This window comes from Actinomycetospora callitridis, assembly GCF_028737265.1.
Taxonomy (GTDB): Bacteria; Actinomycetota; Actinomycetes; order Mycobacteriales; family Pseudonocardiaceae; genus Actinomycetospora; species Actinomycetospora callitridis.
Genome location: NZ_JAQZAK010000001.1, coordinates 168,604 through 192,043, shown reverse-complemented (window position 1 = coordinate 192,043; position 23,440 = coordinate 168,604). Strand labels below are relative to the sequence as shown.

23 protein-coding genes are annotated in these 23,440 nt (G+C 73.6%); 10 read left to right on the top strand and 13 right to left on the bottom strand.

Going from position 1 to position 23,440, the window contains the following annotated elements; genetic code table 11:
• Nucleotides 1-3 precede the first annotated feature (3 nt).
• The 4 genes from PH191_RS00955 to PH191_RS00940 form a co-directional block, all read right to left on the bottom strand.
• Nucleotides 4-846 (bottom strand): citryl-CoA lyase, encoded by an 843-nt coding sequence (locus tag PH191_RS00955; protein ID WP_274192758.1) that lies wholly within the window; start codon nt 844-846, stop codon nt 4-6.
• Nucleotides 843-2,024 carry a CaiB/BaiF CoA transferase family protein gene (locus PH191_RS00950; protein ID WP_274192757.1) on the bottom strand — a complete coding sequence of 394 codons (1,182 nt, stop codon included), beginning with the start codon at nt 2,022-2,024 and terminating at the stop codon, nt 843-845. Before PH191_RS00950 ends, PH191_RS00955 begins: the two co-directional genes overlap by 4 nt.
• A 70-nt stretch (nt 2,025-2,094) precedes the next feature.
• Nucleotides 2,095-2,814: an alpha/beta hydrolase gene (locus tag PH191_RS00945; protein ID WP_274192756.1), complete on the bottom strand. Its 720-nt coding sequence runs from the start codon at nt 2,812-2,814 to the stop codon at nt 2,095-2,097.
• Nucleotides 2,790-3,743 (bottom strand): AraC-like ligand-binding domain-containing protein, encoded by a 954-nt coding sequence (locus tag PH191_RS00940; protein ID WP_274192755.1) that lies wholly within the window; start codon nt 3,741-3,743, stop codon nt 2,790-2,792. The genes PH191_RS00945 and PH191_RS00940 overlap by 25 nt, the downstream gene beginning before the upstream one ends.
• A 105-nt stretch (nt 3,744-3,848) precedes the next feature.
• On the opposite strand from PH191_RS00940, the gene PH191_RS00935 reads away from it, so the two are divergent.
• A complete protein-coding gene (locus PH191_RS00935) occupies nt 3,849-4,829 on the top strand; it encodes a VOC family protein (protein ID WP_274192754.1) in 981 nt (326 codons plus the stop codon).
• Nucleotides 4,826-6,019, top strand: a complete 1,194-nt coding sequence (locus tag PH191_RS00930) for an acyl-CoA dehydrogenase family protein (protein WP_274192753.1) — start codon at nt 4,826-4,828, stop codon at nt 6,017-6,019. Before PH191_RS00935 ends, PH191_RS00930 begins: the two co-directional genes overlap by 4 nt.
• 5 nt (nt 6,020-6,024) lie before the next feature.
• On the opposite strand, the gene PH191_RS00925 is transcribed toward PH191_RS00930, so the two are convergent.
• Nucleotides 6,025-6,831, bottom strand: coding sequence for an IclR family transcriptional regulator domain-containing protein (locus tag PH191_RS00925; protein WP_274192752.1), 807 nt, complete (start codon nt 6,829-6,831; stop codon nt 6,025-6,027).
• Between the two features lie 193 nt (nt 6,832-7,024).
• Between PH191_RS00925 and PH191_RS00920 the strand changes: the two genes are divergently transcribed.
• Entirely contained in the window at nt 7,025-8,455 is a 1,431-nt protein-coding gene (locus PH191_RS00920; protein ID WP_274192751.1) for an amidohydrolase family protein, read from the top strand.
• 64 nt (nt 8,456-8,519) lie between these two features.
• Here the strand turns inward: PH191_RS00920 and PH191_RS00915 are convergent, their stop codons facing one another.
• Both PH191_RS00915 and PH191_RS00910 read right to left on the bottom strand, forming a co-directional pair.
• Nucleotides 8,520-9,728 carry an FAD-dependent monooxygenase gene (locus tag PH191_RS00915; RefSeq protein ID WP_274192750.1) on the bottom strand — a complete coding sequence of 403 codons (1,209 nt, stop codon included), beginning with the start codon at nt 9,726-9,728 and terminating at the stop codon, nt 8,520-8,522.
• 124 nt (nt 9,729-9,852) lie between these two features.
• Nucleotides 9,853-11,601, bottom strand: a complete 1,749-nt coding sequence (locus PH191_RS00910) for a DUF222 domain-containing protein (RefSeq protein WP_274192749.1) — start codon at nt 11,599-11,601, stop codon at nt 9,853-9,855.
• A 653-nt stretch (nt 11,602-12,254) separates the two neighbouring features.
• Between PH191_RS00910 and PH191_RS00905 the strand changes: the two genes are divergently transcribed.
• On the top strand, nt 12,255-13,610 hold the full coding sequence (locus tag PH191_RS00905; RefSeq protein WP_274192748.1) for an MSMEG_0569 family flavin-dependent oxidoreductase: 1,356 nt from the start codon (nt 12,255-12,257) through the stop codon (nt 13,608-13,610).
• Nucleotide 13,611: 1 nt separating this feature from the next.
• On the opposite strand, the gene PH191_RS00900 is transcribed toward PH191_RS00905, so the two are convergent.
• Nucleotides 13,612-14,838 carry a fatty acid desaturase family protein gene (locus PH191_RS00900; RefSeq protein ID WP_274192747.1) on the bottom strand — a complete coding sequence of 409 codons (1,227 nt, stop codon included), beginning with the start codon at nt 14,836-14,838 and terminating at the stop codon, nt 13,612-13,614.
• 52 nt (nt 14,839-14,890) lie between these two features.
• Nucleotides 14,891-16,012: a ferredoxin reductase gene (locus PH191_RS00895; RefSeq protein ID WP_274192746.1), complete on the bottom strand. Its 1,122-nt coding sequence runs from the start codon at nt 16,010-16,012 to the stop codon at nt 14,891-14,893.
• A 168-nt stretch (nt 16,013-16,180) separates the two neighbouring features.
• Between PH191_RS00895 and PH191_RS00890 the strand changes: the two genes are divergently transcribed.
• The 3 genes from PH191_RS00890 to PH191_RS00880 are packed head-to-tail and all read left to right on the top strand — an operon-like array spanning nt 16,181 to nt 18,827.
• Entirely contained in the window at nt 16,181-16,978 is a 798-nt protein-coding gene (locus PH191_RS00890; protein ID WP_274192745.1) for a MerR family transcriptional regulator, read from the top strand.
• On the top strand, nt 16,975-17,994 hold the full coding sequence (locus PH191_RS00885; protein WP_274192744.1) for a sigma-70 family RNA polymerase sigma factor: 1,020 nt from the start codon (nt 16,975-16,977) through the stop codon (nt 17,992-17,994). Before PH191_RS00890 ends, PH191_RS00885 begins: the two co-directional genes overlap by 4 nt.
• The gene (locus PH191_RS00880) at nt 17,991-18,827 is read left to right on the top strand and encodes a class I SAM-dependent methyltransferase (RefSeq protein WP_274192743.1); all 837 of its coding nucleotides are present in this window, start codon (nt 17,991-17,993) and stop codon (nt 18,825-18,827) included. The genes PH191_RS00885 and PH191_RS00880 overlap by 4 nt, the downstream gene beginning before the upstream one ends.
• Before the next feature lie 48 nt (nt 18,828-18,875).
• On the opposite strand, the gene PH191_RS30020 is transcribed toward PH191_RS00880, so the two are convergent.
• Together PH191_RS30020 and PH191_RS00870 are read right to left on the bottom strand one after the other, a co-directional pair.
• A complete protein-coding gene (locus PH191_RS30020) occupies nt 18,876-19,142 on the bottom strand; it encodes a mycothiol-dependent nitroreductase Rv2466c family protein (RefSeq protein ID WP_420791758.1) in 267 nt (88 codons plus the stop codon).
• Entirely contained in the window at nt 19,037-19,579 is a 543-nt protein-coding gene (locus PH191_RS00870; RefSeq protein WP_274192741.1) for a mycothiol-dependent nitroreductase Rv2466c family protein, read from the bottom strand. The genes PH191_RS30020 and PH191_RS00870 overlap by 106 nt, the downstream gene beginning before the upstream one ends.
• A 109-nt stretch (nt 19,580-19,688) precedes the next feature.
• On the opposite strand from PH191_RS00870, the gene PH191_RS00865 reads away from it, so the two are divergent.
• A complete protein-coding gene (locus PH191_RS00865; protein WP_274192740.1) occupies nt 19,689-20,477 on the top strand; it encodes an N-acyl homoserine lactonase family protein in 789 nt (262 codons plus the stop codon).
• Here the strand turns inward: PH191_RS00865 and PH191_RS00860 are convergent.
• Together PH191_RS00860 and PH191_RS00855 are read right to left on the bottom strand one after the other, a co-directional pair.
• A complete protein-coding gene (locus PH191_RS00860; RefSeq protein WP_274192739.1) occupies nt 20,458-21,285 on the bottom strand; it encodes an SDR family NAD(P)-dependent oxidoreductase in 828 nt (275 codons plus the stop codon). The genes PH191_RS00865 and PH191_RS00860 overlap by 20 nt on opposite strands.
• Before the next feature lie 49 nt (nt 21,286-21,334).
• Nucleotides 21,335-21,844 (bottom strand): nuclear transport factor 2 family protein, encoded by a 510-nt coding sequence (locus tag PH191_RS00855; protein ID WP_274192738.1) that lies wholly within the window; start codon nt 21,842-21,844, stop codon nt 21,335-21,337.
• A 167-nt stretch (nt 21,845-22,011) separates the two neighbouring features.
• Here PH191_RS00855 and PH191_RS00850 point away from each other — a divergent pair, with 167 nt between their 5' ends.
• Together PH191_RS00850 and PH191_RS00845 are read left to right on the top strand one after the other, a co-directional pair.
• Complete coding sequence (locus PH191_RS00850) at nt 22,012-22,935, top strand: VOC family protein (protein ID WP_274192737.1); 924 nt, start codon at nt 22,012-22,014, stop codon at nt 22,933-22,935.
• Nucleotides 22,932-23,411: an SRPBCC family protein gene (locus tag PH191_RS00845; RefSeq protein WP_274192736.1), complete on the top strand. Its 480-nt coding sequence runs from the start codon at nt 22,932-22,934 to the stop codon at nt 23,409-23,411. Before PH191_RS00850 ends, PH191_RS00845 begins: the two co-directional genes overlap by 4 nt.
• Nucleotides 23,412-23,440 lie beyond the last annotated feature (29 nt).

Genomic DNA, 23,440 nt, shown 5'->3' with positions numbered 1-23,440 from the left:
TGGCTAGAGGTCGGCTCGGCCAAGAGAGGTCGGCCTGTAGGGGTCAGGATCCGTCGGACGGTTGTTGCGGTCCACCGACAGGAAGATGTCGTTGGCGACGGGGTGGCGCAGCTCCTCGGCGAGCTGGCCGATGAGCCCCGCCGTGCGGGCCAGCAGGGCGAACGCGCGCAGCAGCTCGAGCGGCAGGCCGAGGTCGGCGAGCGCCGCCCCGCACACCCCGGCGCCGTTGAGCGGCAGGGTCTTGCCGAGCACCTGCGGGTGCACCCGCCCGATCGCGGCGAACAGCGCCAGGTGCGGGCCGAACAGGCCCTCCTCGGTCGCGATCTCCATGAGCCGCGGGGTGCGCGGGTCGCCGTCCTTGTGGACGTGGTGACCGAGGCCGGGGACGAACTTCCCGGCCGCCCGCTGCGCCGTCACGGTCTCCAGGGCGAGGGCGTCCCAGCCGGCGTCGTCCGTGGGGATCGTGTTCTCCACCAGCACCGCGTGCAGGAACCGCCCGCAGTCCTCGGTGACCCCGAGGAACCGCGAGCCCCCCGCCAGCAGGCCCGCGGCGAGCGCGCCCTGCACGGAGTCGGGCGCGGACAGGAGGGCGAGCCTGCTGATGATCGCGGTGGGCGTGTAGCCGTGGTCGGCGAGCGCCGCGAGCACCGCCTCGAACACCCGGGTCTCCCCCGGCGTCGGGCGCCGCTGGGTCGCGAGCCAGAACGCGAGCTCGCCGAACGACACCTCGCCCATCACGTCGCGGGCGAGGTCGTGCCCGAGCAGCGTGATCTCGTCCTTGGAGGCCGCGCCCAGAGCCGTCGGGTACAGCGCCGTGGGCTGTGGGCCGGTGGGGTCCTCGGTCATGCCTGCCCCTCCGGTGTCGTCAGCCAGCGACGCAGCTCCGCGCCGTGCTCGTCGAGCTCCGGCGGCGGCAGCTCGTAGACCGCCGGCGTGCCGGAGAAGCGGATGGGGTTGCGGGTGGTGGGCACCGCGCGCTCCCCCTCCCCGACGCTGACGATCGGGTCGAGTCCGAAGCGCTCGGCGATGGCGAAGCCGCCGGCCACGGAGTTGATCGGCCCGCACGGCACCCCGGCGTCGACGAGGAGGTCGAACCACTCCTCCGCGCCCTTCGCCGAGAGCGCCTCGATCAGGATCGGGCGCAGCTCCTCGCGGTGCTCGGTGCGGTCGGCGTTGCGCAGGAACCGCGGGTCGTCGGCCAGCTCGGGCAGCCCGAGCACGGCGACCAGCTTGCGGAACAGTCCGTCGTTGGCGGCGGCGACGATGAGGTCGTTGTCGGCCGTCGGCAGCGGCTCGTAGGGCACGACGCTGGGGTGGGCGTTGCCCATCCGCGTGGGGACGACGCCGCCCGCGGCGTAGGCCGAGCTCTGGTTGACCATCCCGGACATCGCCGAGCCGAGCAGGCTGACCTCGACGTGCTGGCCCTTCCCCGTGGCGTCGCGGTGGCGCAGCGCGGCCAGGATGCCGATGAGCGCGTCCTTGCCCGCCATCACGTCGAAGATCGAGATGCCGGCGCGGAACGGCGGGCCGTCGGGGGCGCCGGTGAGGCTCATCAGCCCGGACACCGCCTGGACCATGAGGTCGTAGCCCGGCACGTGCCCGCCGCCGGTGGACCCGAAGCCCGAGATCGAGGCGTAGACGAGCCCCGGGTTGTCGGCCACGACGGATTCGTAGTCCAGCCCGTACTTGGTCATGCCGCCCGGGCGCAGGTTCTCGATGAGGACGTCGGCGCGGCGGGCGAGCTCCTTGCCCACCGCGACGTCCCCGGCGTCGCGCAGGTCGAGCGCGATCGAGCGCTTCCCGCGGTTGATCCCGAGGTAGTAGGTCGACGTCTCGTCGCGCTTCGGCGGCATCCAGGTGCGCGTCTCGTCGCCCTGCGGCGACTCGACCTTGATCACCTCGGCACCCAGGTCCGCCAGCAGCATCGTCGCGTAGGGCCCGGCCAGCACCCGCGAGAAGTCGGCCACCACCAGCCCGGCCAGCGGCCCGCCGCCGGTCCCCTCGGAGTGGTCCTCCGACGCCATCCTCACGCCTCCGTCCGACAGCCGGACACTTGTCCGTCGACGCGGAGCCTGCTCGCGGTCGGCGAGATCGTCAAGGCCGCCGGGCGAGCCGGGTCAGCAGGGCCACTGCCGCGTCCACCTCGTCGTCGGCCACCTCGTGGTCCCGTCCGGGCTGGACGCGCAGCTCGGCGTCGGCGCCGCGCGCACGCAGCTCGGCGACCATCTCCTCGGTGTCCGCGAGCGGCACCCACGCGTCGGCGTCGCCGTTGGTGACCAGCACCGGGAGACCGCGCAGGGGCACGGGGTCCGGCGTCGACGGGGGCAGCGACCGGTCGGTGCCGGGCGGACCGAACGCGGCGCCGGTCCAGATCACCGCGCCCGCCCAGCGGCGGGGCCTGCGCAGCAGGTGGTCGGCGACGAGGCACGCACCCTGCGAGAACCCGGCGAGCACCAGGGACCCGGCGTCGGCGCCGCGGGCGACGAGGGCGTCGGCGAGCCCGTCGACGACGTCGGCCGCGCGGTCGCGCTCGGCGAGGGTCCCGGCGTCGGGGTCGTGGACGCGCCCGGCGTACCAGGACCGGCCGGGGGCGGCCGGGAGCACCCAGGTGACGGCGACGCCGTCGAGCCGCGGGGCGAGGCGCGTCAGCACGTGGTCGTGCATCCAGCCGGGGTCCTGGTCGCGGCCGTGCAGCAGCACCACCGCGAGCGATCCCGTGCCCACCGGTGCCCCGTGGACCTCGATCCCCGGCGCCGCGAGGGCAGGGTCGGGGGTGGGGTCGGGGGTGTTCACGTGCCGGACGTCCCGCTCCACATCGCCCGACGGTAGGCCACCGGCGTGCGCCCGGTCGCGGCCTTGACCAGCTGCCCGAACCGCGTCGCGTTGGCGAACCCCCAGCGCGACGCGATCGCCGACACCGGCGTGGGGCCCTGCCCCGGGTCGGCGAGGTCGGCCAGGCACCGGTCCAGGCGGCGCTCGCGGATGGTGCCCGCGACGGTGCGCCCGTCCTCGGCGAACAGGGCGTGCAGGTGGCGGGGCGAGATGAACACCGCCGCCGCGACGGCCCGCGGCGAGAGCGTCGGGTCGGCGAGGTGGGCGTCGATGTGGCGGTCGATCCGCGCGCGCAGCTCCGCGTGCGGGTCGGGCGTGGAGAGCAGTCCGCGGCGCGCGAGCTCGTCGTCGAAGAGGGCGCGGGCGAGCTCGGTGGCGTGCCGGGCGCCGGCGAGCAGCGGCGCGGAACCGGCGTCGCCGACCGACCTCTCCAGCCCCTCGTGCAGCCCGGTGAGCAGGCCCGCGACGGCCGGGGCGAGGCCGTGGGCGGCGTCCAGCGTCGTGGCCGTCAGCTCCCCGGCGCCGCGGTGCGCCCCGAGGCCGTCGGTGGGGAAGCGGAAGCACAGGCTGCGGTAGCCCTCCCCGCTGACGATCTCCACGGGGCGGCCGGAGTCGTAGAAGACCATGTCGCCGGGCCCCACGCGGGCGGTCCGGTCGTCCTGCCGGAACCGTGCGGTGCCCGCGAGCTGGAGCGAGAGCAGGTAGTCGGCAGGCCCGTCGTCGATGTGCTCGGCCGACCGCACGGCACGGTGGGGGCGGGAGGTCATCGCGATGAGCGAGGTGTCACCCAGCCGGCGGCGGCTGATGCTGCCGCGGAAGCGCTCGGGCGCCGTGCACTCGACGTGGAACGGCAGCAGGGCCCCGGTGACGGCACCCCGCCAGGCATCGACGTCCCGGACCTCGTCGTCCATACCGTCGTCCCTGCACCGGGTGGAGATGTCCGTGCACTCTAGCGAGAGCCACGAGACGCGGGCCACATCTAGCGTCTCCGGACAGACCTGCCACGAGGAGGACCGGTGTCCCACATCCGCGGTTCGCACCACACGACGTTGTCGGTGTCCGGCGCCCAGGAGGACGTCGACTTCCACGTCGGCACCCTGGGCATGCGGTTCATCAAGCGCACGGTGCTGTTCGACGGCTCGCTGCCGATCTACCACCTGTACTACTCGAACGCGGCCGGCGACCCGTCGGCGGTCCTGACGACCTTCCCGTGGCGCCAGGCCGGGCTCGTCGGGCGCCGCGGCACGAACCAGGCGCGCGAGGTGCTCCTGGCGGTGCCGGCGGACTCCCTGGACTTCTGGGCGAGCCGCCTCGCCGAGCGCGGCGTCGAGGCCACGAGCACCGAGGTGTTCGACCGGCGGCGCCTGGAGTTCCGCCACCCCTGCGGTATCGAGTACGCGCTCGTCCCCGCCGACGCCGACTCCAGGGTCGGTCATCCCGGGCAGGGCGTCCCGCCGGAGTACGCGATCCACGGCATCCACGGCGTCGGCATCCACGTCGCCACGCCCGAGCGGATGATCGAGTTCTCCGACGAGGTGTTCCACTCGCAGGGCAAGCTCGTCGAGGACGGCGACCGCGCCGCGTACCAGGTCGGGCAGGACCCCGTCGGCAACCACGTCGAGCTGATCGCCGACAACGGCGAGGAGCAGGGCACCTGGCGCTACGGCGCGGGCACCTTCCACCACGTCGCCTGGAACCTCGAGACCCTCGAGAACCAGGACGCGCTCAAGTTCGACATCGAGGGCAACGGCTACACCGACATCTCCGAGCTCAAGGACCGCAAGTACTTCAAGTCGGTCTACGTGCGCACCCCGTCCGGGGCCCTGTTCGAGCTCGCCGTCACCCACGCCGAGGGCGGCTGGACCTGCGACGAGTCCCCGCACGAGCTCGGGACGCGCTTCCAGCTCCCCGAGCAGTTCGAGGACCGCCGCGAGGAGATCTTCTCGAAGCTCGAGCCGATCGAGACGCCGGTGGAGCCGGACGAGGAGGAGTCGTGACCGACCAGATGGTCCGGCCCGACACAGGGCTGCACGTCAGCGACCGGTTCGACGAGGTCATGGCGCGGATCGACGAGCTCGACCCGCTCCTGCGCGCCGAGGCCCGGGACAACGAGGAGGGCTCCCGCCTCACCCCGGAGGTGGCGGAGGCCCTGCACGCGAGCGGCCTCTACGCGATGAGCATGCCGCGCGAGCTCGACGGGATGGAGCTCGCGCCGCGCCAGGTGATCGCGGCGATCGAGGCCCTCGCCCGGGCCGACGCGTCCACCGGCTGGGTGGTGATGACGCTGCAGATGGCCATCGGCACCACGGCGGCCTACCTCGGGCGGGAGCCCTTCGCCGACCTCGTCGCCGCGCACGGCGACCGCACCCTCGCGGCGGGCCAGGGCACGCGGCCGGGACGGGCGCGCGCCGTCGACGGCGGGTTCCTGCTGTCCGGCTCGTGGTCGTTCGCCTCGGGGCTGCACCACGCCACGCACATCCACACCGCGGCGATGGTGGACACCGGGGAGGTGCGGGTCTTCACCCTGCCCAAGGAGCAGGTGACGATCGTCGACGACTGGGACGTCATGGGGCTGCGGGCCACCGGCAGCGTCGACTACCACTGCGAGGACGTCTTCGTCCCCGTCGAGTACACCTACGTCGCGACCACCACCGAGCCGCTGCTCGGCGGGGCGGTGTTCCGGCTGGGACTCGCGAACTTCGCGAGCCTCCAGCACGTCGGCTGGGCCCTCGGCGTCGGACGGCGCCTGCTCGACGAGATGCAGGAGGTCGCGGTGGCGAAGACCGGGACGCGCAACGCCGGGGTCGACACCGCCGAGTTCCACGCCGACTACGCCCGCGCGGAGGCGACGCTGCGCTCGGCGCGCGCCTGGAACATGGAGGTGTGGGCCGACGTCGAGGCCACCCTCGACCGCGGCGAGCACCTCAGCGCCGACCAGGAGACGCTCCTGCGGCTCGCCCTGCACACGGCGACCACCGCGGCCCAGGACGTCGGGCGGACCGTCTACCAGTGGGCGGGTACCACCGCGCTGCGCAGCGGAGACCTCAACCGCGTCTTCCGCGACCTGCACGGCGGCACCCAGCACGTCACGTCCGGGCCGGCGGTCCGGCACGGGTGCGGGCGCCGCCTGGCGGGGCTGGCGCCCGGCGCGACGTGGGTGTTCCTCGACCTGGTGGATCCGGACTGAGTCCCTCAGGACGCCGGCGCCGTGACCCTCGGCAGCCTCTCCCGGCTCGCGAAGTCCGCGGAGATGTCGCCCGCGGCCTGCAGCAACAGGGGTAGGTGGTGCTCGAGGAGGTGGGCCACCGAGGTCTCGGCGGCGTGGCAGTTGACGTTGACCCCGGCGATCACGCGGCCCTCGCCGTCGCGCAGGGGTGCAGCCACCGAGCGGATGCCCGGGGCCAGCTGCTCGTCGGTGAGCGCCCAGCCGCGGGCCCGCACCTCGCGCAGCGCCGCGTCGCGCTCCTCGCGGTCGGGACGCCAGCGCGCGACCAGGCCGGAGCGGGTGGGCTCGGCGAGGACGCGCTCGAGCTCGTCGGGCGCCAGGGCGGCGAGCTGCACCTTGCCGAGCGACGTCGGCAGCGCAGGAAAGCGCGTGCCGATCTGCACGGTCAGCGACACGATCTTGGGGACGGCCACGCGCGCGACGTAGACGATGTCGGAGCCGTCGAGCTGGGCGACGGAGCAGGACTCCCCGGTGCGCTCCACCAGGCGTTCGAGGTGCGGGCGCGCGACGTCCCACAGGCCCAGCGCGTCGACGTAGGCGACGCCGAGGTCGAGCACCCGGGGCGTCAGGGTGAAGCCGCGCTCGCCGGCGCGGACGTACCCCAGCTCGGTGAGGGTGAGCAGGATGCGCCGCGCCGTGGGGCGTGCGAGCCCGGTCGCGGCGGCCACCTCGGCGAGCGTCATCACCGGGCGCCCGGCCTTGAACGCGGTGATCACGTCCAGGCCGCGCGCGAGGGCCTCGATGAAGTCCGGGCCCGCTCCGTCCCGTGGCACGGGCACCACCCTCCTCGAGGTCCGGGTGGCGGGAGCGTAACCGCACGTCCGCCTGGCGGACAGCACCCGCGGTTTCCGGTCACCGGGTCGCGCGTGTCGGGTCGTTGACAGCTGCACCATCGCTGGACGACAGTGACCCACATCATCTGACCGTCTACCGGACATCCGTCCGCGAGTGACGAGGAGCCCGTCCATGAGCCAGCCCGAGCGGCGCCCCGTCGTCCTGCGCGGCGGCACCGTGCTCACCGTCGACGCCGGGCACACCGTGCTCGAGGGCCACGACGTGCTCGTCGTCGACGACCGCATCGCCGGCATCGGTGTCGACCTCGAGGTGCCGGCGGGCACCGAGGAGATCGACGCGCGCGGCGGCATCGTCATGCCCGGAATGGTCGACACCCATCGGCACATGTGGCAGACGGCCATGCGCGGCTACGGCGCCGACTGGACGCTCACGCAGTACTTCGTCTGGTACTACCTCGAGCACGGCCGCAAGTTCCGCCCGCAGGACGTGCACGCGGGCAACCTGGTCGCCGCCATCGAGGCGATCGACGCCGGCGTCACCACCTGCGTCGACTGGTCGCACGGGCTGCAGACCACCCAGCACGCCGACGCCGCGGTCGACGCCCTCGCCGCCGTGCCCGGCCGCTTCCTGCTCGCCTACGGCAACATCCAGGACGCGCCCGCGAACTGGACGGGGACCTCCGAGCTCCGCGACTTCCTCGACCGGCGCCGCGGCGACGTCGAGGGCTTCCAGCTCGCGTTCGACGTCACCGGCGACCCGTCGTTCCCGGAGAAGCCGGCGTTCGAGGTCGCCCGCGACCTCGGCCTCCCGGTGACCACCCACGCCGGCGTCTGGGGCGCGACCAACGACGACGGCATCCGGCTGATGTACGAGCACGGCTTCATGGCGCCGGAGACGATCTACGTCCACGCGGCGACGCTGTCGGCCGACTCGTACCACCGGATCGCCGCCACCGGCGGCTCGGTGTCGGTGTCCACCGAGAGCGAGCAGAGCGCCGGCCAGGGCTACCCGCCCACCTGGGCGTTGCGCAGCCACGACATCCCGGTCTCCCTGTCGATGGACACGTCGGTGTGGTGGTCGGGCGATCTGTTCACCGCGATGCGCTCGACCCTCGGCGCCGACCGCTCCCGCGAGCACCTCGAGGCCCACGCCCGCGGCGAGACCGTCACCCACGCCGCGCTGCGGGCCGAGCACGTGGTCGACATGGCCACCCGCGGCGGCGCCCGGGCCCTCGGACGCGAGGCCGACCTCGGCAGCGTCGAGGTGGGCAAGAAGGCCGACCTCGTGCTGATCCGCAACGAACACTCGCCGGTGAGCTTCCCGATCCTGCACCCGCACGGGCACGTCGCGTTCCAGGCCCAGCGCGGCGACGTCGAGGCCGTGCTCGTCGACGGCCGCGTCGTCAAGCGCGACCACCGCCTCGTCGGCGTCGACCTGGCCGCTGCGCGGCGCGCGGTGGAGGAGACGGTCGACCACCTGCGCGGCGAGCTCGGCGAGGAGGCGTGGGGTCAGGGCATGAACCCCGACATCCCCGAGACGAAGATCCTCGACAACCCGTACCAGTACACCGACTACCGCTCCGCGGCGACGCACGGCGCCTGAACCCCCTCGGGCGCCGAGGCGCGCGGCGGCCTCCGTCCCGGGACCCGGGGCGGGGGCCGTCGTGTCATCCCGGGTCCTTCTCCGGGTCTTTCTCCGGGTCTCCTTCCGGGTCCACGCCCGCGTAGGCGTGGGCGAACCAGCGCCGCAGCAGGGGATCGTGCTGCAGCGTCGACACCCAGCCCTCGCGCAGGCCCAGCCCGAAGCCGTCACGGTCGCCCCCGGCGCCGGGCGGGGCGGTGATGACGCGCAGGAACCAGTCGGAGAACGCCTCGGTCCGCCAGATCACGGGCAGGCGGGTGTCGCTGTAGCGCTCCGCCCGGGCGCCGTCGCGCTGCGGCCCGTACTGCTCGATCAATCCGTGGGCGAGCTCGACGGCGTCACCCAGCGCGAGGTTCATGCCCTTGCCGCCGGCGGGGGTGATCAGGTGCGCGGCGTCGCCGACGAGGAACACCCGCCCGTGCTGCATCGGCGTCGTCACCCGGACCCGGAGGTCGAGGACGTCGACCTCGGGCAGGTCGACGTCGCCGAGGTCCGCGCCGAGGCGCCGGCCCAGCTCGTCGCGCAGCCGCGGGGCGGGCCAGTCGGCGGCGGTGTCGCCGGCAGGCACCTCGAGGTAGAGCCGGGTGACGTCGGGCAGCCGGCGCATGTGCGCGGCGTAGCCCCGGGGGTGGGCGGCGTAGATGGTGTGGTCGACCAGGGGCGGCATCGCGGCGCTGATCACGAGGAACCGCATGGGGTGGTGGCGGTCGTGGACGCTCAGGTGCCCCCGTAGTGAGCGCGCCACCGCACTGCCCGCGCCGTCGCACCCGACGACGGTGTCGGCGTGGATCTCCTGCGGCCCGTCCGGCCCGGTCACCGAGAGCCGCGCCCCGTCCTCGTCCTGCTCGACGGCCGTGACCCGGTGCTCGAAGAGGATCGAGCCGCCCTCGTCGAGGAAGGAGGCGGCCACCCGCGCGACCAGCTCGTGCTGCGGGAAGACGTAGTGCGGGCGGCCGCCGGTGATCTCGGCGTAGTCGACGACGACCGACTCGTCGGCGGTGCGGAACTCGCAACGCCGGTTCTCGGCCGCGAACGGCAGGACGGTGTCGCCGAGGCCCTCCGCGGTGAGCATCTGCACCGTCCGGTACTCGACGATGCCGGCCTTCGGCAGGAGGCCCAGCTCGGCCTGCGGCTGGGACTCGACGACCGTCGTCGCCACCCCCGCCCGCTGCAGGAGCCAGGCGAGCACCAGCCCCGCGGGGCCGGCGCCGACGACGACCACGTCCGTACGCACGGGGACACCTTCGCTGCCACCGCCGCCCCCGCGCAGCACGACTCCCGGGGAGCGGGAGGTTCGGCGATCACCCGAGCGACTCGCCGCACCCATCTCCGGCGGCTCCGGGTGACCACGGCGCCCGTCATCCCGCGCGCGGCCAGGAGCCGACCGCCCGCGGATCGGCCTCGCGCCGTCGCCACGAGTCGACGTCCCGGGGCCAGTCGTCGGTCGGGCGTTCCCACGAGGGCGGGTCGAGCTCGGGCGGCCGCACCCACCAGCGGTGTCCGGACGGCGAGGTCCAGATGATCACCGCCTCGCCGCCGCCCTCGGGATCCGGACCGAGCTCGGCCGTCCAGTCGGACAACGTCTTGAGCCGGTGGTGTCGCCGGCACTCCGGCTTGAGCCTGTCGGCGCGCGTCGGCCCGGCACCGCCCCCCGGACGGCCGTGCTCGTACGGAACGACGTGGTCGAGGTCGCAGCGGGCCGCCGGCACCCGGCAGCCGGGTGCCGCGCAGGTCATGTCCCGGGCGCGCACGAACTCCTGCATCGACCCGGGTGGTCGGTAGCGCCGGGCGTCGAGATGGGAGGCCGTTCCGGTGACGGGGTCGGTGAGGAGCCGCCGCCACCAGGAGTCCGGGTCGCCCGCCAACCGGCGACCCATCTCGGCCGGGATCGGGCCGTGGCCCTCGAGCTCCGCGGGCCGGTCGGAGAAGCCGGCCAGCACGTCCCACCCGATGGTCACCCGGACCTCGGCGCGCACCGGTGTCCGAGCACCGACCCGCACGCCCCGCACCGGGTCGCGCTGGTACTCGGAGGGCGAGGTCCGGGGGTCGGCGTTGGCGTTGGCGTTGGGAGGGCTGGCCACCGGGTCGCCGTCGCAGCTCGCGGTCGGACTCGGCTCGTCCGTCGCCACGTCCGTCGGCCCGGCGGGCGCCGCGTCGGCCGCCTCATCGGTCGGCTCGGCGGGCGCCGTGTCCGTCGCCTCGCCGGCCGCCTCGTTCGACAGGTCGCCGCCGACGCCGCCGCCTCCCGCCCCCTCAGCACCGCAGGAGCAGTCGCCCGCGCAGTCACCCTGACGGGCGGTGGCGCCGTCGAGGACGAGGTCGCGGGTGGTGTCGGCGCGCTTCTGCGCGAGAGTGCGCTTCTCGCCGTCGGGCCCGTCGCCGGCGCGACGGGCGAAGCCGTCGATCACCGCGTAGACCCCGCGGGCCTCGTCGGCGGGCAGGCGCAGCTGCAGGACACCGATGGCGCCGTGGTCGTCCGACCAGTACCGCAGATCGCGGTCCTTCCGCGCCTGCTCGGGCCGGCGGCGCAACTGGTCGGGATCGAGCCGGGTGACGATGCGACGCACCAGGTCGCGCAGCTGGGTCGGCGTCCGGTCGCGCGCCGGCCGGGACCACAGCTCGGCGTCCACGGCGCGCGCCGTCCCCGGGTCGCACAGCTCGGTCTGCTCGATCACGACCCGCACGTGCGACATCGAGATCTGCCCGGCCTCGAGCGCGTCGAGGGTTCGGGGCAGCTGGTCGATCAGGGTCTCGGCCTGGCAGATGCGGATCTCTCCCGTGCGCGGCGCGACCCGGGCGAGCGTGGCGACCTCCATCGCCACGGCCTCCGACACCAGCTCTGCCTGCCCGGCACCTCGAACACGGCCCTGACGGGCGTGGAGGTACTCGCCGGTCTCGCGGTAGAGGTGACCGGTCGCCCAGTTCGCGATCGCCTCCCAGCCCGCGAGACGTTCGGCGGCGTCGTGGCCCTCGTCGTCCACGAGGTCGACGGCCTCGGAACCGGCCAGCGCCGCCGCGAGCTCGGGCCCGGGAACCCACGACGACCACAGCGGCACGACGGACGGACGTGGCTCCTCCGCCACCGCCGCATAGCCGCTGTCGAACATGTGTTCGATGATACCAGTCACACGGCCCCGGGTGGGGCGATGAACAGCATTGCCGTCACGCGTCCCCGGACGACGGTCGGGCACCAGCGGGAAGGCCCTCCAGCACCCCGCTCCAGCACTGCGCCCTCGCTCCGATTCGGTTGGACAGGACCACGAGGGGACGCGCGTCGCGGGGAAGGACCAGACGACGTGACCGGGGCCCGCGCGAAAGCCGCCCGTACCTGACGGAGCCCGTCCCCGACGTCGGCCACGGCACAGCACCGACCCGGACCAGGCACCACGAGTCGTGCAGCCTCAGCGGGTCGCTGTCACAGAGCACGACCTGCCCACCGTGCTCGAGCGCCTGGGCCTGCTGCCACCGTCCGGCGACCACCTCGACCCAGTAGGCGGCCCGCCCGGCCTCGTCCCCGCCGTCGGGCTCGTCTCCCGTCGGGGCGTACTCCGCCACGACGGGGAGCCCCGGCCGCGCTCGGACCCTCGACGGCGACGATCACCAGCCCGTCATCTCCAGCAGCCCGGACGCGCCGTTACACGCGGCAACGCCGAGGCAGTCCGGCGGCAACCACCAGGCAACAGGCCCTGCGCATCGTGGGGATCACCGGTCGACGTCGACCCCGATCCCGATCCCGCTCTCACGTGACGCAGGAGTGATCATGGCGCTGTCCACCGACACGGCCCCGGAGAACCGGTTCTCGCGACACCGCCCGACCGGCCCCGAGGACCTGGCCGGGGGGCACTGGCCGGTGGTGGTCGTGGGTGGCGGGCAGGCCGGGCTGTCGATGAGCCGGTGCCTGCAGCGCCGCGGGGTGGACCACGTCGTGCTGGAGCGCGCCGTGGTGGCGCACTCGTGGAAGACCTACCGGTGGGACACGTTCTGCCTCGTCACGCCGAACTGGCAGTGTCAGCTGCCCGACTTCCCGTACGCCGGGGAGGACCCGCACGGGTTCATGGTCCGCGACCAGATCGTCGACTACCTCGAGGCGTACCGCGCGTTCATCGAGCCACCGGTGGTCGAGGGCGTCGAGGTCACGCGGCTCGCCCGCGACGACCGCGGCACCTACCGGGTGACGACGACCGCGGGCGAGCTGACCGCCGACCAGGTCGTCGTGGCCACCGGCGGGTACCACACGCCGATCACCCCGCCGATGTCCCAGCCGCTGCCGGCCGGGATCACCCAGGTGCAGTCGCAGGACTACAAGTCCGGCGCACAGCTGCCGCCCGGCGAGGTGCTGGTGGTCGGGAGCGGCCAGTCCGGCGCGCAGATCGCGGAGGACCTGCACCTCGAGGGCCGCACGGTGCACCTCGTCGTCGGCGACGCCCCGCGGGTCGCGCGCTTCTACCGCGGCCGCGACGTCACCGACTGGCTCGCGGAGATGGGCTACTACGACATGCCCGTCACCGAGCACCCGCGCCGCGAGGCCGTCCCCGCCCAGGCCAACCACTACGTCACCGGGCGCGACGGCGGCCGCGACATCGACCTGCGGGCGCACGCGAGGGACGGCATGAGGCTCTACGGCCTCATGACCGACCACCGCGACGGGAAGCTGCACTTCAACGCGGACCTCACCGAGCGGCTGGACCACGCCGACGAGGTCTCCGAGTCGATCAAGGACACGATCGACAAGTACATCGCGCGGGAGCAGCTCGACGTCCCGGCCGAGGAGCGCTACACGCCGGTGTGGCGCCCCGGGGCCGAGACGACCGAGCTGGCGCTGGCGGACACCGGCATCACCTCGGTGGTCTGGTGCATCGGCTTCCGCCAGGACTTCCGGTGGGTCGACGTGCCGGTGTTCACCGGCCGCGGCGCGCCGACCCACACCCGCGGCGTCACCAGCTCGCCCGGGCTCTACTTCCTGGGCCTGCCGTGGCAGTGGACCTGGGGCTCGGGCCGGTTCTCGGGCGTCGGGCGTGACGCCGAGTACCTCGCCGAACGCATCCGCTCCCAGCGCGGCCTGACGAGCACGGGGCCCCGCGGGGACGTCTGCAACGTCCTCGCGCTGGGCTCGTGACTCAGGCCTGGTTCGGCCCCGGGTGTCCCGGGGTGGTCGCCGGGGCCGGCGGGGTCTGCGGCGTGTCCGGGCTGTCCGAGCCCGTGGCGTTGACCGCGCCCGCGCTGCGCGGCAGGCCGCGGGCCTGACGACGCTGCGAGGCCTCGCGCATCTTCTTCGCCGGCAGCGACAGCCGCCAGATCGAGCGCGTGGCCTGCCAGAACTGCCGCGGGAACGACCCGGTGGTGTAGGGCAGGTCGTACTTCTCGCACAGTGCGAGGACACGCTCCTGGATCTCGGGGTACCGGTTGCACGGCAGGTCCGGGTACAGGTGGTGCTCGATCTGGTAGCCGAGGCTGCCGGACATGATGTGCATGAGCCGGTTGCCCGTGAAGTTCGCCGAGCCGAGCAGCTGGCGCAGGTACCACTCGCCCTGCGTCTCGTTCTCCAGCTCCTCCTCGGTGAACACCTCGGCGCCGTCGGGGAAGTGACCGCAGAAGATGATCGCGTAGGACCAGATGTTGCGGATGATGTTCGCCGTGAAGTTCGCCGTCGCCGTGGGGACGAAGTTCTTGCCGGCCAGGGCGGGGAACAGGGCGTAGTCCTTGCCGATCTGGCGCGCCTGCTTGCGGGCGATGCCCTCGAGCTTGCGCTTGAACTCCTCCGGGTCCTCGAGCTGCATCTTCCGCAGGCCCTCGATGTCGAGGTCGTGCAGGGACACGCCGTACTCGAACGCCAGCATCAGCAGCGTGTTCACCACGGGCTGCGTCAGGTAGTACGGGTGCCACGGCTGGTCGGACCGGACGCGGAGGATCTCGTACCCGACGTCCTTGTCCTTGCCGATGACGTTCGTGTACGTGTGGTGCAGGTAGTTGTGGGAGTGCTTCCACTGGTCGGACGGGCAGACGTTGTCCCACTCCCACGTCGCCGAGTGGATCTCCGGATCGTTCATCCAGTCGAACTGGCCGTGCATGACGTTGTGGCCGATCTCCATGTTCTCGAGGATCTTGGCCACGGACAGCGTCAGCGCCCCGGCCCACCACAGTTCGCGGCGGTGGCTGCCGAAGAGCATCGCCCGGCCCGCCACGTTGAGGCGGCGCTGGATCGTGATGAGTCGGCGGATGTAGGCGGAGTCCTCGTCGCCGCGCTTCTCCTCGAAGTCGGCGCGAATCTGGTCGAACTCGCGGCCGAGGGCCTCCACGTCCGCCTCACTGAGGTGGGCGAACTCCTTGACGTCGGCGATGGCCATGGTCTGTTCCTCTCCGGCGGGGACGTGGGACCTGGTCGGGCGGGAAACGGGGTCAGATGTCGAGGACGACGTCGCCTGCGGCGGCGCCGATGCATGTCTGGACCTTGACGGCGTCCCAGTCGGCGCCGCCCGTGCCGTCGGCACGGTGCTCGGTGCCGTCGCGCAGGTCGCGGACGACGCCCTGGCGCAGCGGGACGACGCAGGTGTGGCAGATGCCCATGCGGCATCCGAACGGGAGCTGCAGGCCGGCCTGCTCGCCGGCCTCGAGCAGCGTGGTGGCGCCGTCGATCTCGATCTCGACGTCGGACTGCTTGAACGACACGGTGCCGCCCTCGGCCTCGCCACCGGCGAGGTCGACCGAGAAGCGCTCGAGGTGCAGCTGCTCGTCGAGGCCGGCGTCGGACCACACGCGCTCGGCGTCGTCGAGCAGCGCGTTCGGCCCGCACACCCAGGCCTGGCGCTCCTGCCAGTCGGGGCAGAGGTCGGACAGGTTGTCGAGGTCGAGGTGACCGTCGGTGCGGGTGAACTGCTTGTGCACCCGCAGGTGCTCGTGCTTCTCGGACAACTGATCGAGCTCGCGAGAGAAGAGCAGGCTCTCCTCGTCCGGCGCCGAGTGGGCGACGAGGACGTCGGGCATCGTGCCGCGGCGGTCGAGGGTGCGGAGCATCGCGATGATCGGCGTGACGCCGCTGCCGCCGGTGAGGAACAGAATCTTCTTGGGCGGCGGGTCGGGAAGGACGAACTCACCGCTCGGCGGCGCGAGGCGCACGATGGTGCCCGGCTCGAGACCACCGACGAGGTGCTGGGACATGAAGCCCTCGGGCATCGCCTTGACCGTCACCGACAGGTGACCCTGGTCCCGCTTGGGCGGCGAGGTCAGCGAGTAGGACCGCCAGTGGAAGCGCCCGTCCACCTGGACCGCGATGCCCACGTACTGGCCGGGCTGGTGGTCGAACGACCAGCCCCAGCCGGGCTTGATGACGAGGGTGACCGCGTCCTCGGTCTCGGGCACGACCTTGATGACCTTGCCGCGCAGCTCGCGGGCCGACCAGAGCGGGTTGACCAGCGACGAGAGGTAGTCGTCGGGGAGCAGCGGGGTGGTGAAGCGGGACGCCACCTTGCGGAGGCGCCGCACTCCGCGAGGGAGTCGGCCGGCGGTCTGTCCATCGCTCACGTCGCTCACCTCCGCCACGCTACATGGAACCCTCGGTACCGGGAACTAGGGGTTACACGTACAGGTTGTCCTTCGGGCACGGATGACCTTTCGACGGCGACATGAAACACGATCACGTGTCATATGTCGCCCCGAGATGTCATGCGACCCGTCGTTAGCGTGGTGGTCGTGGACACCGGGCCCGAGATGACGGTCGCCGTACTCGCCCGGCGGGCGGGGATGACCGTGCGCAACGTCCGCGCGCACGCCGCCCGGGGCCTGCTGCCCCCTCCCCACCTGCAGGGACGCACCGGGTACTACGGACCCGAGCACCTCGCGCGCCTCGACCTCATCGCCCAGCTGCAGGAGCAGGGGTTCGCGCTCGCCGCGATCGAGCGCCTCGTCACCGCGACCCCGCGGCAGTCCGCGGAGGAGGCGCTCGCCCAGTACCTGCACATGCTCGCGCCCTGGGCCCCGGAGCCGCCGCTGGAGATGCCGCTCGCGGACCTGCCGGGCTGGCTCGGGGTGGCGGTGGACGAGGGGACCTGGGGCTCGCTGGTGGACGCGCGCCTCGTGCAGACCCTCGACGACGGGCGCGTGCGCGTCCCCAACCCCGGGCTCGTGCGGGCCGGGGCCGAGGCCGTCCGCCTCGGGATGCCGCTGAGCGCCCTCGTCGACCTGCACGAGGAGCTGACGACGCACGTCGGCGCGGTGACGGAGAGCTTCATCGACCTGTTCCGGCGCACGGTGTGGGCCGACCACGTCCGCGCCGGCCTCCCCCACGAGCGCCACGGGCAGGTCCTCGACGTCGTCGGCGCCCTGCAGCCCGTGGCCGCGCAGGCCCTGCTCGCGGCGTTCCGCGAGGAGATGCCGCGGGCGATCTCGGGCTTTCTCGACGAGGTCTCCGACGCGTTCGAGTCGGGCTCCGCGGGCCCGGCCGGATCCGGCCCCGGGGGCAGCCCGTCTCCGGCAGACTCGGACAGGTGAGCGAGACAACGGTCAGTCCCGATCTGACGGACGACCTCGCCCTGGCCCGGGCCGGCGACGACGACGCCTTCGGTCGCCTGGTGTCGCCGCTGCGCCGCGAGCTGCACGCACACTGCTACCGGATGCTCGGCTCGGCCCACGACGCCGACGACGCCCTGCAGGACGCGCTGGTGCGCGCCTGGCGCAAGCTCGGCACGTTCGAGGGCCGGAGCTCGGTGCGCACCTGGCTGTACACGGTGGCCACCCGCACGTGCCTCGACCTCGTCGACGCCCGGGGCCGCCGCGCGCTGCCCGTCGACCTCGGGCCCGCGAGCGACCGCGTCACCACCGGGGACGTCCCGGTCACCGAGGTCGCGTGGCTCGGTCCCTACCCCGACGAGCCGGGCGCCCGCGCCGAGGAGCGCGAGTCGGTGGAGCTGGCGTTCGTCGCGGCCCTGCAGCACCTGCCGGGCAACCAGCGGGCGGCGCTCGTGCTGTTCGAGGTGCTCGGCTTCTCGGCCGCCGAGATCGCCACGACGATGGACACGTCCACGGCGTCGGTGAACTCGGCGCTGCAGCGGGCCCGCAAGCTGGTCGCCGAGAAGGTGCCGTCGGCGAGCCAGCAGCGCACGCTGCGCGAGATCGACGACGACCGCCTGCGCGAGGTCGTCCACGGCTACTCGTCGGCGCTCGAGCGCGGCGACGCCGAGGCGCTCGTCGCCCTGCTCACCGAGGACGTCACCTGGTCGATGCCGCCCATGGCGCACTGGTACGCGGGCATCGGGCCGGTCACGGCGTTCGCGCGCGCCGTACCGCTCGGCGGCGACTGCGGCTCGTGGCGCCACCTCGAGGTCACCGCCAACGGCCAGCTCGCCGTCGCCTCGTACCGGCGCGCTCCCGACGAGCCCGCGGACGCCCCGCACACCCCCTGGTCGATCGACGTCCTCACCCTGCGCGGCGACCGCATCGCCGAGGTCACCTCGTTCGTCGGCGCCGAGCACCACGCGCGCTTCGGGCTGCCCGACTCCCTGCCGTGACCGCCCCGGGCAACGCCGCCCAGGCCGAGGCGTGGGACGGGGGGACCGGCGCGTTCTGGGCGGAGCACGCCGACCGCTTCGACGCCGCCGTGGCCGCGCACCACCCGCCGTTCCTCGGGGCGGCGGCGATCGCGGCGGGCGAGACGGTGCTCGACGTCGGCTGCGGCGCGGGCCGGACGTCGCTCGACGCGGCACGGGCGGCGGCGCCCGGGCACGTCACCGGCGTCGACCTCTCGACGCGCCTGCTCGGGATCGCCCGGCAGCGCGCCGCGGCCGCCGGGCTCGACACCGTCACCTTCGAGCACGCCGACGCCCAGGTGCACCCGTTCCCCGCCGGCGGCACGGACGTCGTCGTCAGCCGGCACGGTGCGATGTTCTTCGCGGACCCCGTGGCGGCGTTCGCGAACCTCGCCCGCGCCCTGCGCCCGGGCGGCCGGATGGTGCTGCTCACCTGGCAGGGCCTCGAGCACCAGGAGTGGCTGCGCTCGTTCCTCACGATCCTCGCGGCCGGGCGCGAGGTGGCGTTCCCGCCCGCGCAGGGCCCGAGCCCGCTGTCGCTGTCGGTGCCCGCCCGCGTGGACGCGGTGCTCCGGGAGGCCGGGTTCACCGACGTCGAGTTCATGGCCCACCGCGCGCCGATGGTGTTCGGCGCCGACCCCGACGACGCGCTGGGCTACGTGGCCGGTCAGCAGGCGGGGCTGCTCGCCGACCTCGACCCGACGGCCCGCCACGACGCCCTCGCCGCCCTGCGCGCGGACCTCGTCGCCCACCACCACGCCGGAGGCGTCCGGTACGACGCGGCGACCTGGATCGTGCGCGCCCGACGACCGTGACGTGGGGGTCTTCCTGACGACTGACGTCAGCCTGGCCCCCGGGCTGACCTACCGCACCGTCGTCTCCGTCCGCGCGAGCTTCGAGGACATGGGGGTGTCGGGGAACGAGCGCGCGGTGCGCTTGAGCTCGGCGAAGCCGCCCCACTCGCCCAGCGTCTGCACGGCGTCCCACAGGCGCAGGGCGTCCTCGCCACGCGGCGGCGCGTCGATCACGGGGCCGAAGAGGGCGGGGCCGTCCGGTGGGCTGAACGACAGGATCGGCGTCCCGACCCCGCCCCCGCAGCGGTCGACCGCCTCCTGGGTCTCGGCGCGCAGGTCGTCGTCGCGGGAGGTGTCGTGCGCGGCGTCGGCCAGTCGGTGGGCAGCCCGACGCGCTCGAGGGCCGGGCGCAGGTCGCGCCGGCGGGCCATCTCGTGCATGACGGCCTCGAAGTCGTCGCCCTCGGGCGGGTCGGCGTCCCAGACGAGCTCTCCGAGCGCGGTGTAGAGGTCGCCGACGACCTCCGCCCCGTGGGCCTCCCGAGCCGCGTGCACCACGCGCAGCATCTCGAGGCCGCGGACGTGGCTGTCGGGGTACTCCGGCGACGCCTTCTTCCGCTCCTCGTAGCTGATCTCCTCGTTGAGGATCGCGAGCGAGAGCGGTCGCCACGTCACCTCCGTGGGGCGCTGGCGCGCGACCTCGACGACCCACCGCGAGGTCACCCAGCAGAACGGGCAGATCGGGTCGAAGAAGAACTCGAGTCGATCGCTCATGGGGCCGGATACCCGGGAGCCCGGACCGGCATGGGCCCTCGCGGAGACGCTTCGGTTCTCGAAGCGTCGTCGCTCAGGGTGTCTCATCCGCCCCGGGTAGCCGAGAAGCATGACCACCGGGACGGCGCGCCGGCTCCGGGCCCTCGACGGCGCGCGGCTGACGCTCGACCGCGCCGACATGCTCGACGGCGCGGCCCCGGGCCCGGTCGAGCTCGTGGTGCCGAGCTTCCTCGTCGAGCACGACGACGGCCTCGTCCTGCTCGACACCGGGCTCGCGCCGGAGGCCGCGGACGACCCCGTCGGCACCTACGGCGAGATCGGCGAGAAGGTCCGGATGACCCCGGCGCAGCGCCTCGACCGGCAGCTCGCCGCCGCGGGCGTCGAACCCGGCGACATCACGCACGTCGCGCTCTCCCACGTGCACTTCGACCACACGGGCGGGCTGCGCCACGTCCCGCACGCCCGGTTCGTGCTCGGCGCGGGCGACCGGGGCGCGGTCGACGGCAGCGACCCCGCCGTCGCGGCGCTCGCCCGGCCCGAGGACCTCGACCCGGTCCGCGACGCCGGCTGGACCTTCGTCGACGGCGACCTCGACCTCTTCGGCGACGGCTCGGTCGTCGTGCTCGCGATGCCGGGACACACGCCGGGGAACACGAGCCTCCTGGTCCGGCTCCCGGCGGGCACGCTGCTCCTCGCCGGCGACACCTCACACCTGCACGAGGCGATCCGGGCGCCCGCGCCCATGGCCGCCGACACCGACCGGCGCCTCGCCCTCACCTCGCTCCAGCGCCTGATCGGGCTCGCCGCGACCCACGACGCCGCGATCTGGGTGACCCACGATCCCGAGGACTGGGCGCGCTTCGGGGCACCCGGCGCGATCAGCGGAAGCCGGCCGTGACCCCGCCGTCGATGGAGATGTTCTGCCCGGTGACCCACACCGACTCGTCGGAGGCCAGGTAGACCGCCAGGTGGGCGATGTCGAGCCCGGTGCCGGGCCGCTGGATCAGATGGAACCCCATCTGGAACGCCCGCAGCTCGTCGCCGACGAACTGGTCGGTGGCCGGGGAGGTGACGAAGCCCGGCGAGATCGTGTTGACCCGGACGCCCCGCTCGGCCCCCTCGGCCGCCAGCGAGCGCGTCATCGCGATGACCCCGCCCTTGGCCGCCGAGTGCGCGACCTGCCCGAGCGGTGCGATGCCGCGCAGCCCGGACATCGAGGCCGTGTTGATCACCGAGGCGTTGCCGGTGGCCAGCAGGTGCGGCCAGGCGGGCCGGGTGGTGTGGAAGACGATGTCCAGCTCGACGTGGAGCACGTGGCGCCAGAGGTCGAGCGTCATCTGGTCGAACGGCGCGAACCCCGCGCCCGCGGCGTTGTTGTAGAGGACGTCGATGCCGCCGAGCCGCGCGGCGCTCTCCTCGATCCAGCGCTCCGCCGCCACCGGGTCCGCGAGGTCGACCGTGTGGCCGGCGACGTCGAACCCCTCGGCCGCGAGCGGGCCCGCCGTGCGCTCGGCCGCGCCGGGCTGCACGTCGCACCCGACGACCCGCGCACCCTCCCGGAGGAACACCGCCTGGGCCGCCTCCCCCTGCCCGCCGGCGGTGCCGGTGATCAGCACCCGCTTCCCGGCCAGGCGCCCGCCGGGCGGCGCGGAGGGGGCGGTCGCGGGGAAACGCGCGGGCGTGGCGTCCGTCGGCACTGTGGTCACGCGTCTAGAGTGTGCACACTTGTGCGTGACCGTCAACACACCCGTCCCGTCAGGCCGGGGCCGCCGCCGGGTCGTACGGGAGCGCGGTGGTGTCGAACGCGTCGCGGGCGAAGGTCGGGTCGCCCCACCCGCTCTGCGGGCCCTTCGCCGTCCAGGACGCGTACTCGTACATCGAGACGATCTCGCCGTCGGCGACCTCGAAGACGAACACGAAGTGGTTGGCCACCACCTCGGTGTCGAGCGTCCCCTCCACCCGGCTCTCGACGACGACGAGCGGGCCGTTCGCCGCCAGGCGCTTGCCCTCGAGCACCGCGCCCCGGACCTTCTCCCTATGCCGGCTGTTGAACATCTGCCGCGCGACGTCCTTGCCCCGCAGGACCCCCTCCGGCGCGCCGACCTCGGTGGAGGGCACGGGGATCATGATCCGGACCTCCTCGGCCAGCAGGGCCAGGAAGTCGTCCCAGTCCCCCGTGGCCGCGCCGCGCTGGATGCCGGCGAAGGCCGCGACGGCCACCTCCACCGCCGCCTCGTCGGGGGGTGCGATCTCGGGTCGCGCCATGGTGGACCTCCCTGTCCGTGCCGCTCGTGCGCCGGAGTCTGGGTCCGGTGGTCCGCCGGCCCCGCACGGGCGTCCCGGTAAGCGGGACTGCCGTGGACGATTGACACCTGCTACAACTGTATGCACCCTGAGTGGTCCCCATCACTGTCGAGACGGGAGGCCCCGGTGTGATCGAGCTGGTCGACATCGCCTACGTCCGCTCCGGCGCGGCCGACCTCGCGGGCGCGGTGCATTTCGCGACCGAGGTGGTCGGGCTCGAGCACGTCGACGGCGGCGAGCCGGGCGTCGCCCACCTGCGTGCGGACTCCCGGCACCACTGCCTGGCGTTCGTCGAGGGGGTGTCGGGCGTCATCGCCTCGGCGTTCACCGTCGACGGCCCCGGCGCGCTCGCGCTGGCGGAGACCGAGCTGGAGAGCCGGGGGGTCACGGTGTGGCGCGGTGGACCGGCCGAGGCCCGGTCGCGGCGGGTCGGCGAGCTGATCGGGTTCGACGACCCGTTCGGCAACCGGATCGAGCTGGTCTGCGGGCAGCAGACCCTCGCCCGCCCGGTGCGGCCGGGCCGGGGGTCGGGCATCACCGAGTTCGGCCACCTCTGCCTCGACGCCCCCGACGTCGCCGAGGCCCACCGGTTCTGGTCGACGACCTTCAACGCGCGGGCCTCGGACTGGATCGGCGACGCGGCCTGCCTGATGCGCATCGACGAGGTCCACCACAAGCTCGCGGTGTTCCAGGGCGACCGTCCCGGCCTGTGCCACGTGAACTTCCAGGTCGCCGAGCTCGACGACGTCTTCCGCAACTGGCACCACCTGCAGGAGCAGGGCGTGCTCATCGAGATGGGCCCGGGACGACACCCGCAGTCGGGCGCGGTGTTCCTCTACTTCCTCGGACCCGAGGGCCTGACCTACGAGTACTCGTACGGCGTCCGCCGGATCACCGACGAGGCGGCCTGGCGACCCCGGTACTTCGATCCCGCCGAGCGCGGGTCGATCGACATGTGGCTCGGTCCGACGCAGAAACCCGTCACACAACCCCAGGTGACACCACCCCAGGTCACCCCACCCCTGGTGCTCCCGGAGGCCGTTCACCCATGATCTTCGTGACGCACGCGCTACCCGTGAACTCCCCGGGCGAGCCGCTGATCACGCGCGACGCCCTGTGGGACGGGCTGGTGCGCAAGGCGGAGAACGCGCTGCCGTTCGTCCCGTCGATGACCGACTGCACGGTCACCGCCCGGTACAGCGACACCGTGTTCGACCGCGACATCGTGTTCAAGGGCCAGGCGTTCTCCGAGCGGATCACCCTCGAGCACCCGCACCGCGTGGTGTTCACCCGCATCGCCGGGCCGGTGCTGGGCACGATCGCGAACGAGATCGAGGGTGCCGACCCCGACGACGGCGGTCCGGACGACCTGACGCTGCGGTTCAGCTTCGCGCTGACCGTGGCCGGCGAGCCGGGCGGGTCGGCGGGCGAGAAGGCCCACGCCGACCAGATGACCGACAGCTACCGCGCCGCGGTGGCCGCCACGCTCGGCGCCGTCCGCAAGATCGCCGCCGGCGCCGCCGTCTGAGCCCACCCGCCTGACCACTTCCTGGGAGC

Excerpts from the sequence above, each read along its gene's own strand:
- PH191_RS00900 (WP_274192747.1), bottom strand. The coding sequence starts at position 14,838 with ATGGCCATCGCCGACGTCAAGGAGTTCGCCCACCTCAGTGAGGCGGAC.
- PH191_RS00950 (WP_274192757.1), bottom strand. The coding sequence starts at position 2,024 with ATGGCGTCGGAGGACCACTCCGAGGGGACCGGCGGCGGGCCGCTGGCC.
- PH191_RS00865 (WP_274192740.1), top strand. The coding sequence starts at position 19,689 with ATGACCACCGGGACGGCGCGCCGGCTCCGGGCCCTCGACGGCGCGCGG.
- PH191_RS00905 (WP_274192748.1), top strand. The coding sequence starts at position 12,255 with ATGGCGCTGTCCACCGACACGGCCCCGGAGAACCGGTTCTCGCGACAC.
- PH191_RS00870 (WP_274192741.1), bottom strand. The coding sequence starts at position 19,579 with ATGAGCGATCGACTCGAGTTCTTCTTCGACCCGATCTGCCCGTTCTGC.
- PH191_RS00955 (WP_274192758.1), bottom strand. The coding sequence starts at position 846 with ATGACCGAGGACCCCACCGGCCCACAGCCCACGGCGCTGTACCCGACG.
- PH191_RS00855 (WP_274192738.1), bottom strand. The coding sequence starts at position 21,844 with ATGGCGCGACCCGAGATCGCACCCCCCGACGAGGCGGCGGTGGAGGTG.
- PH191_RS00910 (WP_274192749.1), bottom strand. The coding sequence starts at position 11,601 with ATGTTCGACAGCGGCTATGCGGCGGTGGCGGAGGAGCCACGTCCGTCC.
- PH191_RS00920 (WP_274192751.1), top strand. The coding sequence starts at position 7,025 with ATGAGCCAGCCCGAGCGGCGCCCCGTCGTCCTGCGCGGCGGCACCGTG.
- PH191_RS00940 (WP_274192755.1), bottom strand. The coding sequence starts at position 3,743 with ATGGACGACGAGGTCCGGGACGTCGATGCCTGGCGGGGTGCCGTCACC.
- PH191_RS00845 (WP_274192736.1), top strand. The coding sequence starts at position 22,932 with ATGATCTTCGTGACGCACGCGCTACCCGTGAACTCCCCGGGCGAGCCG.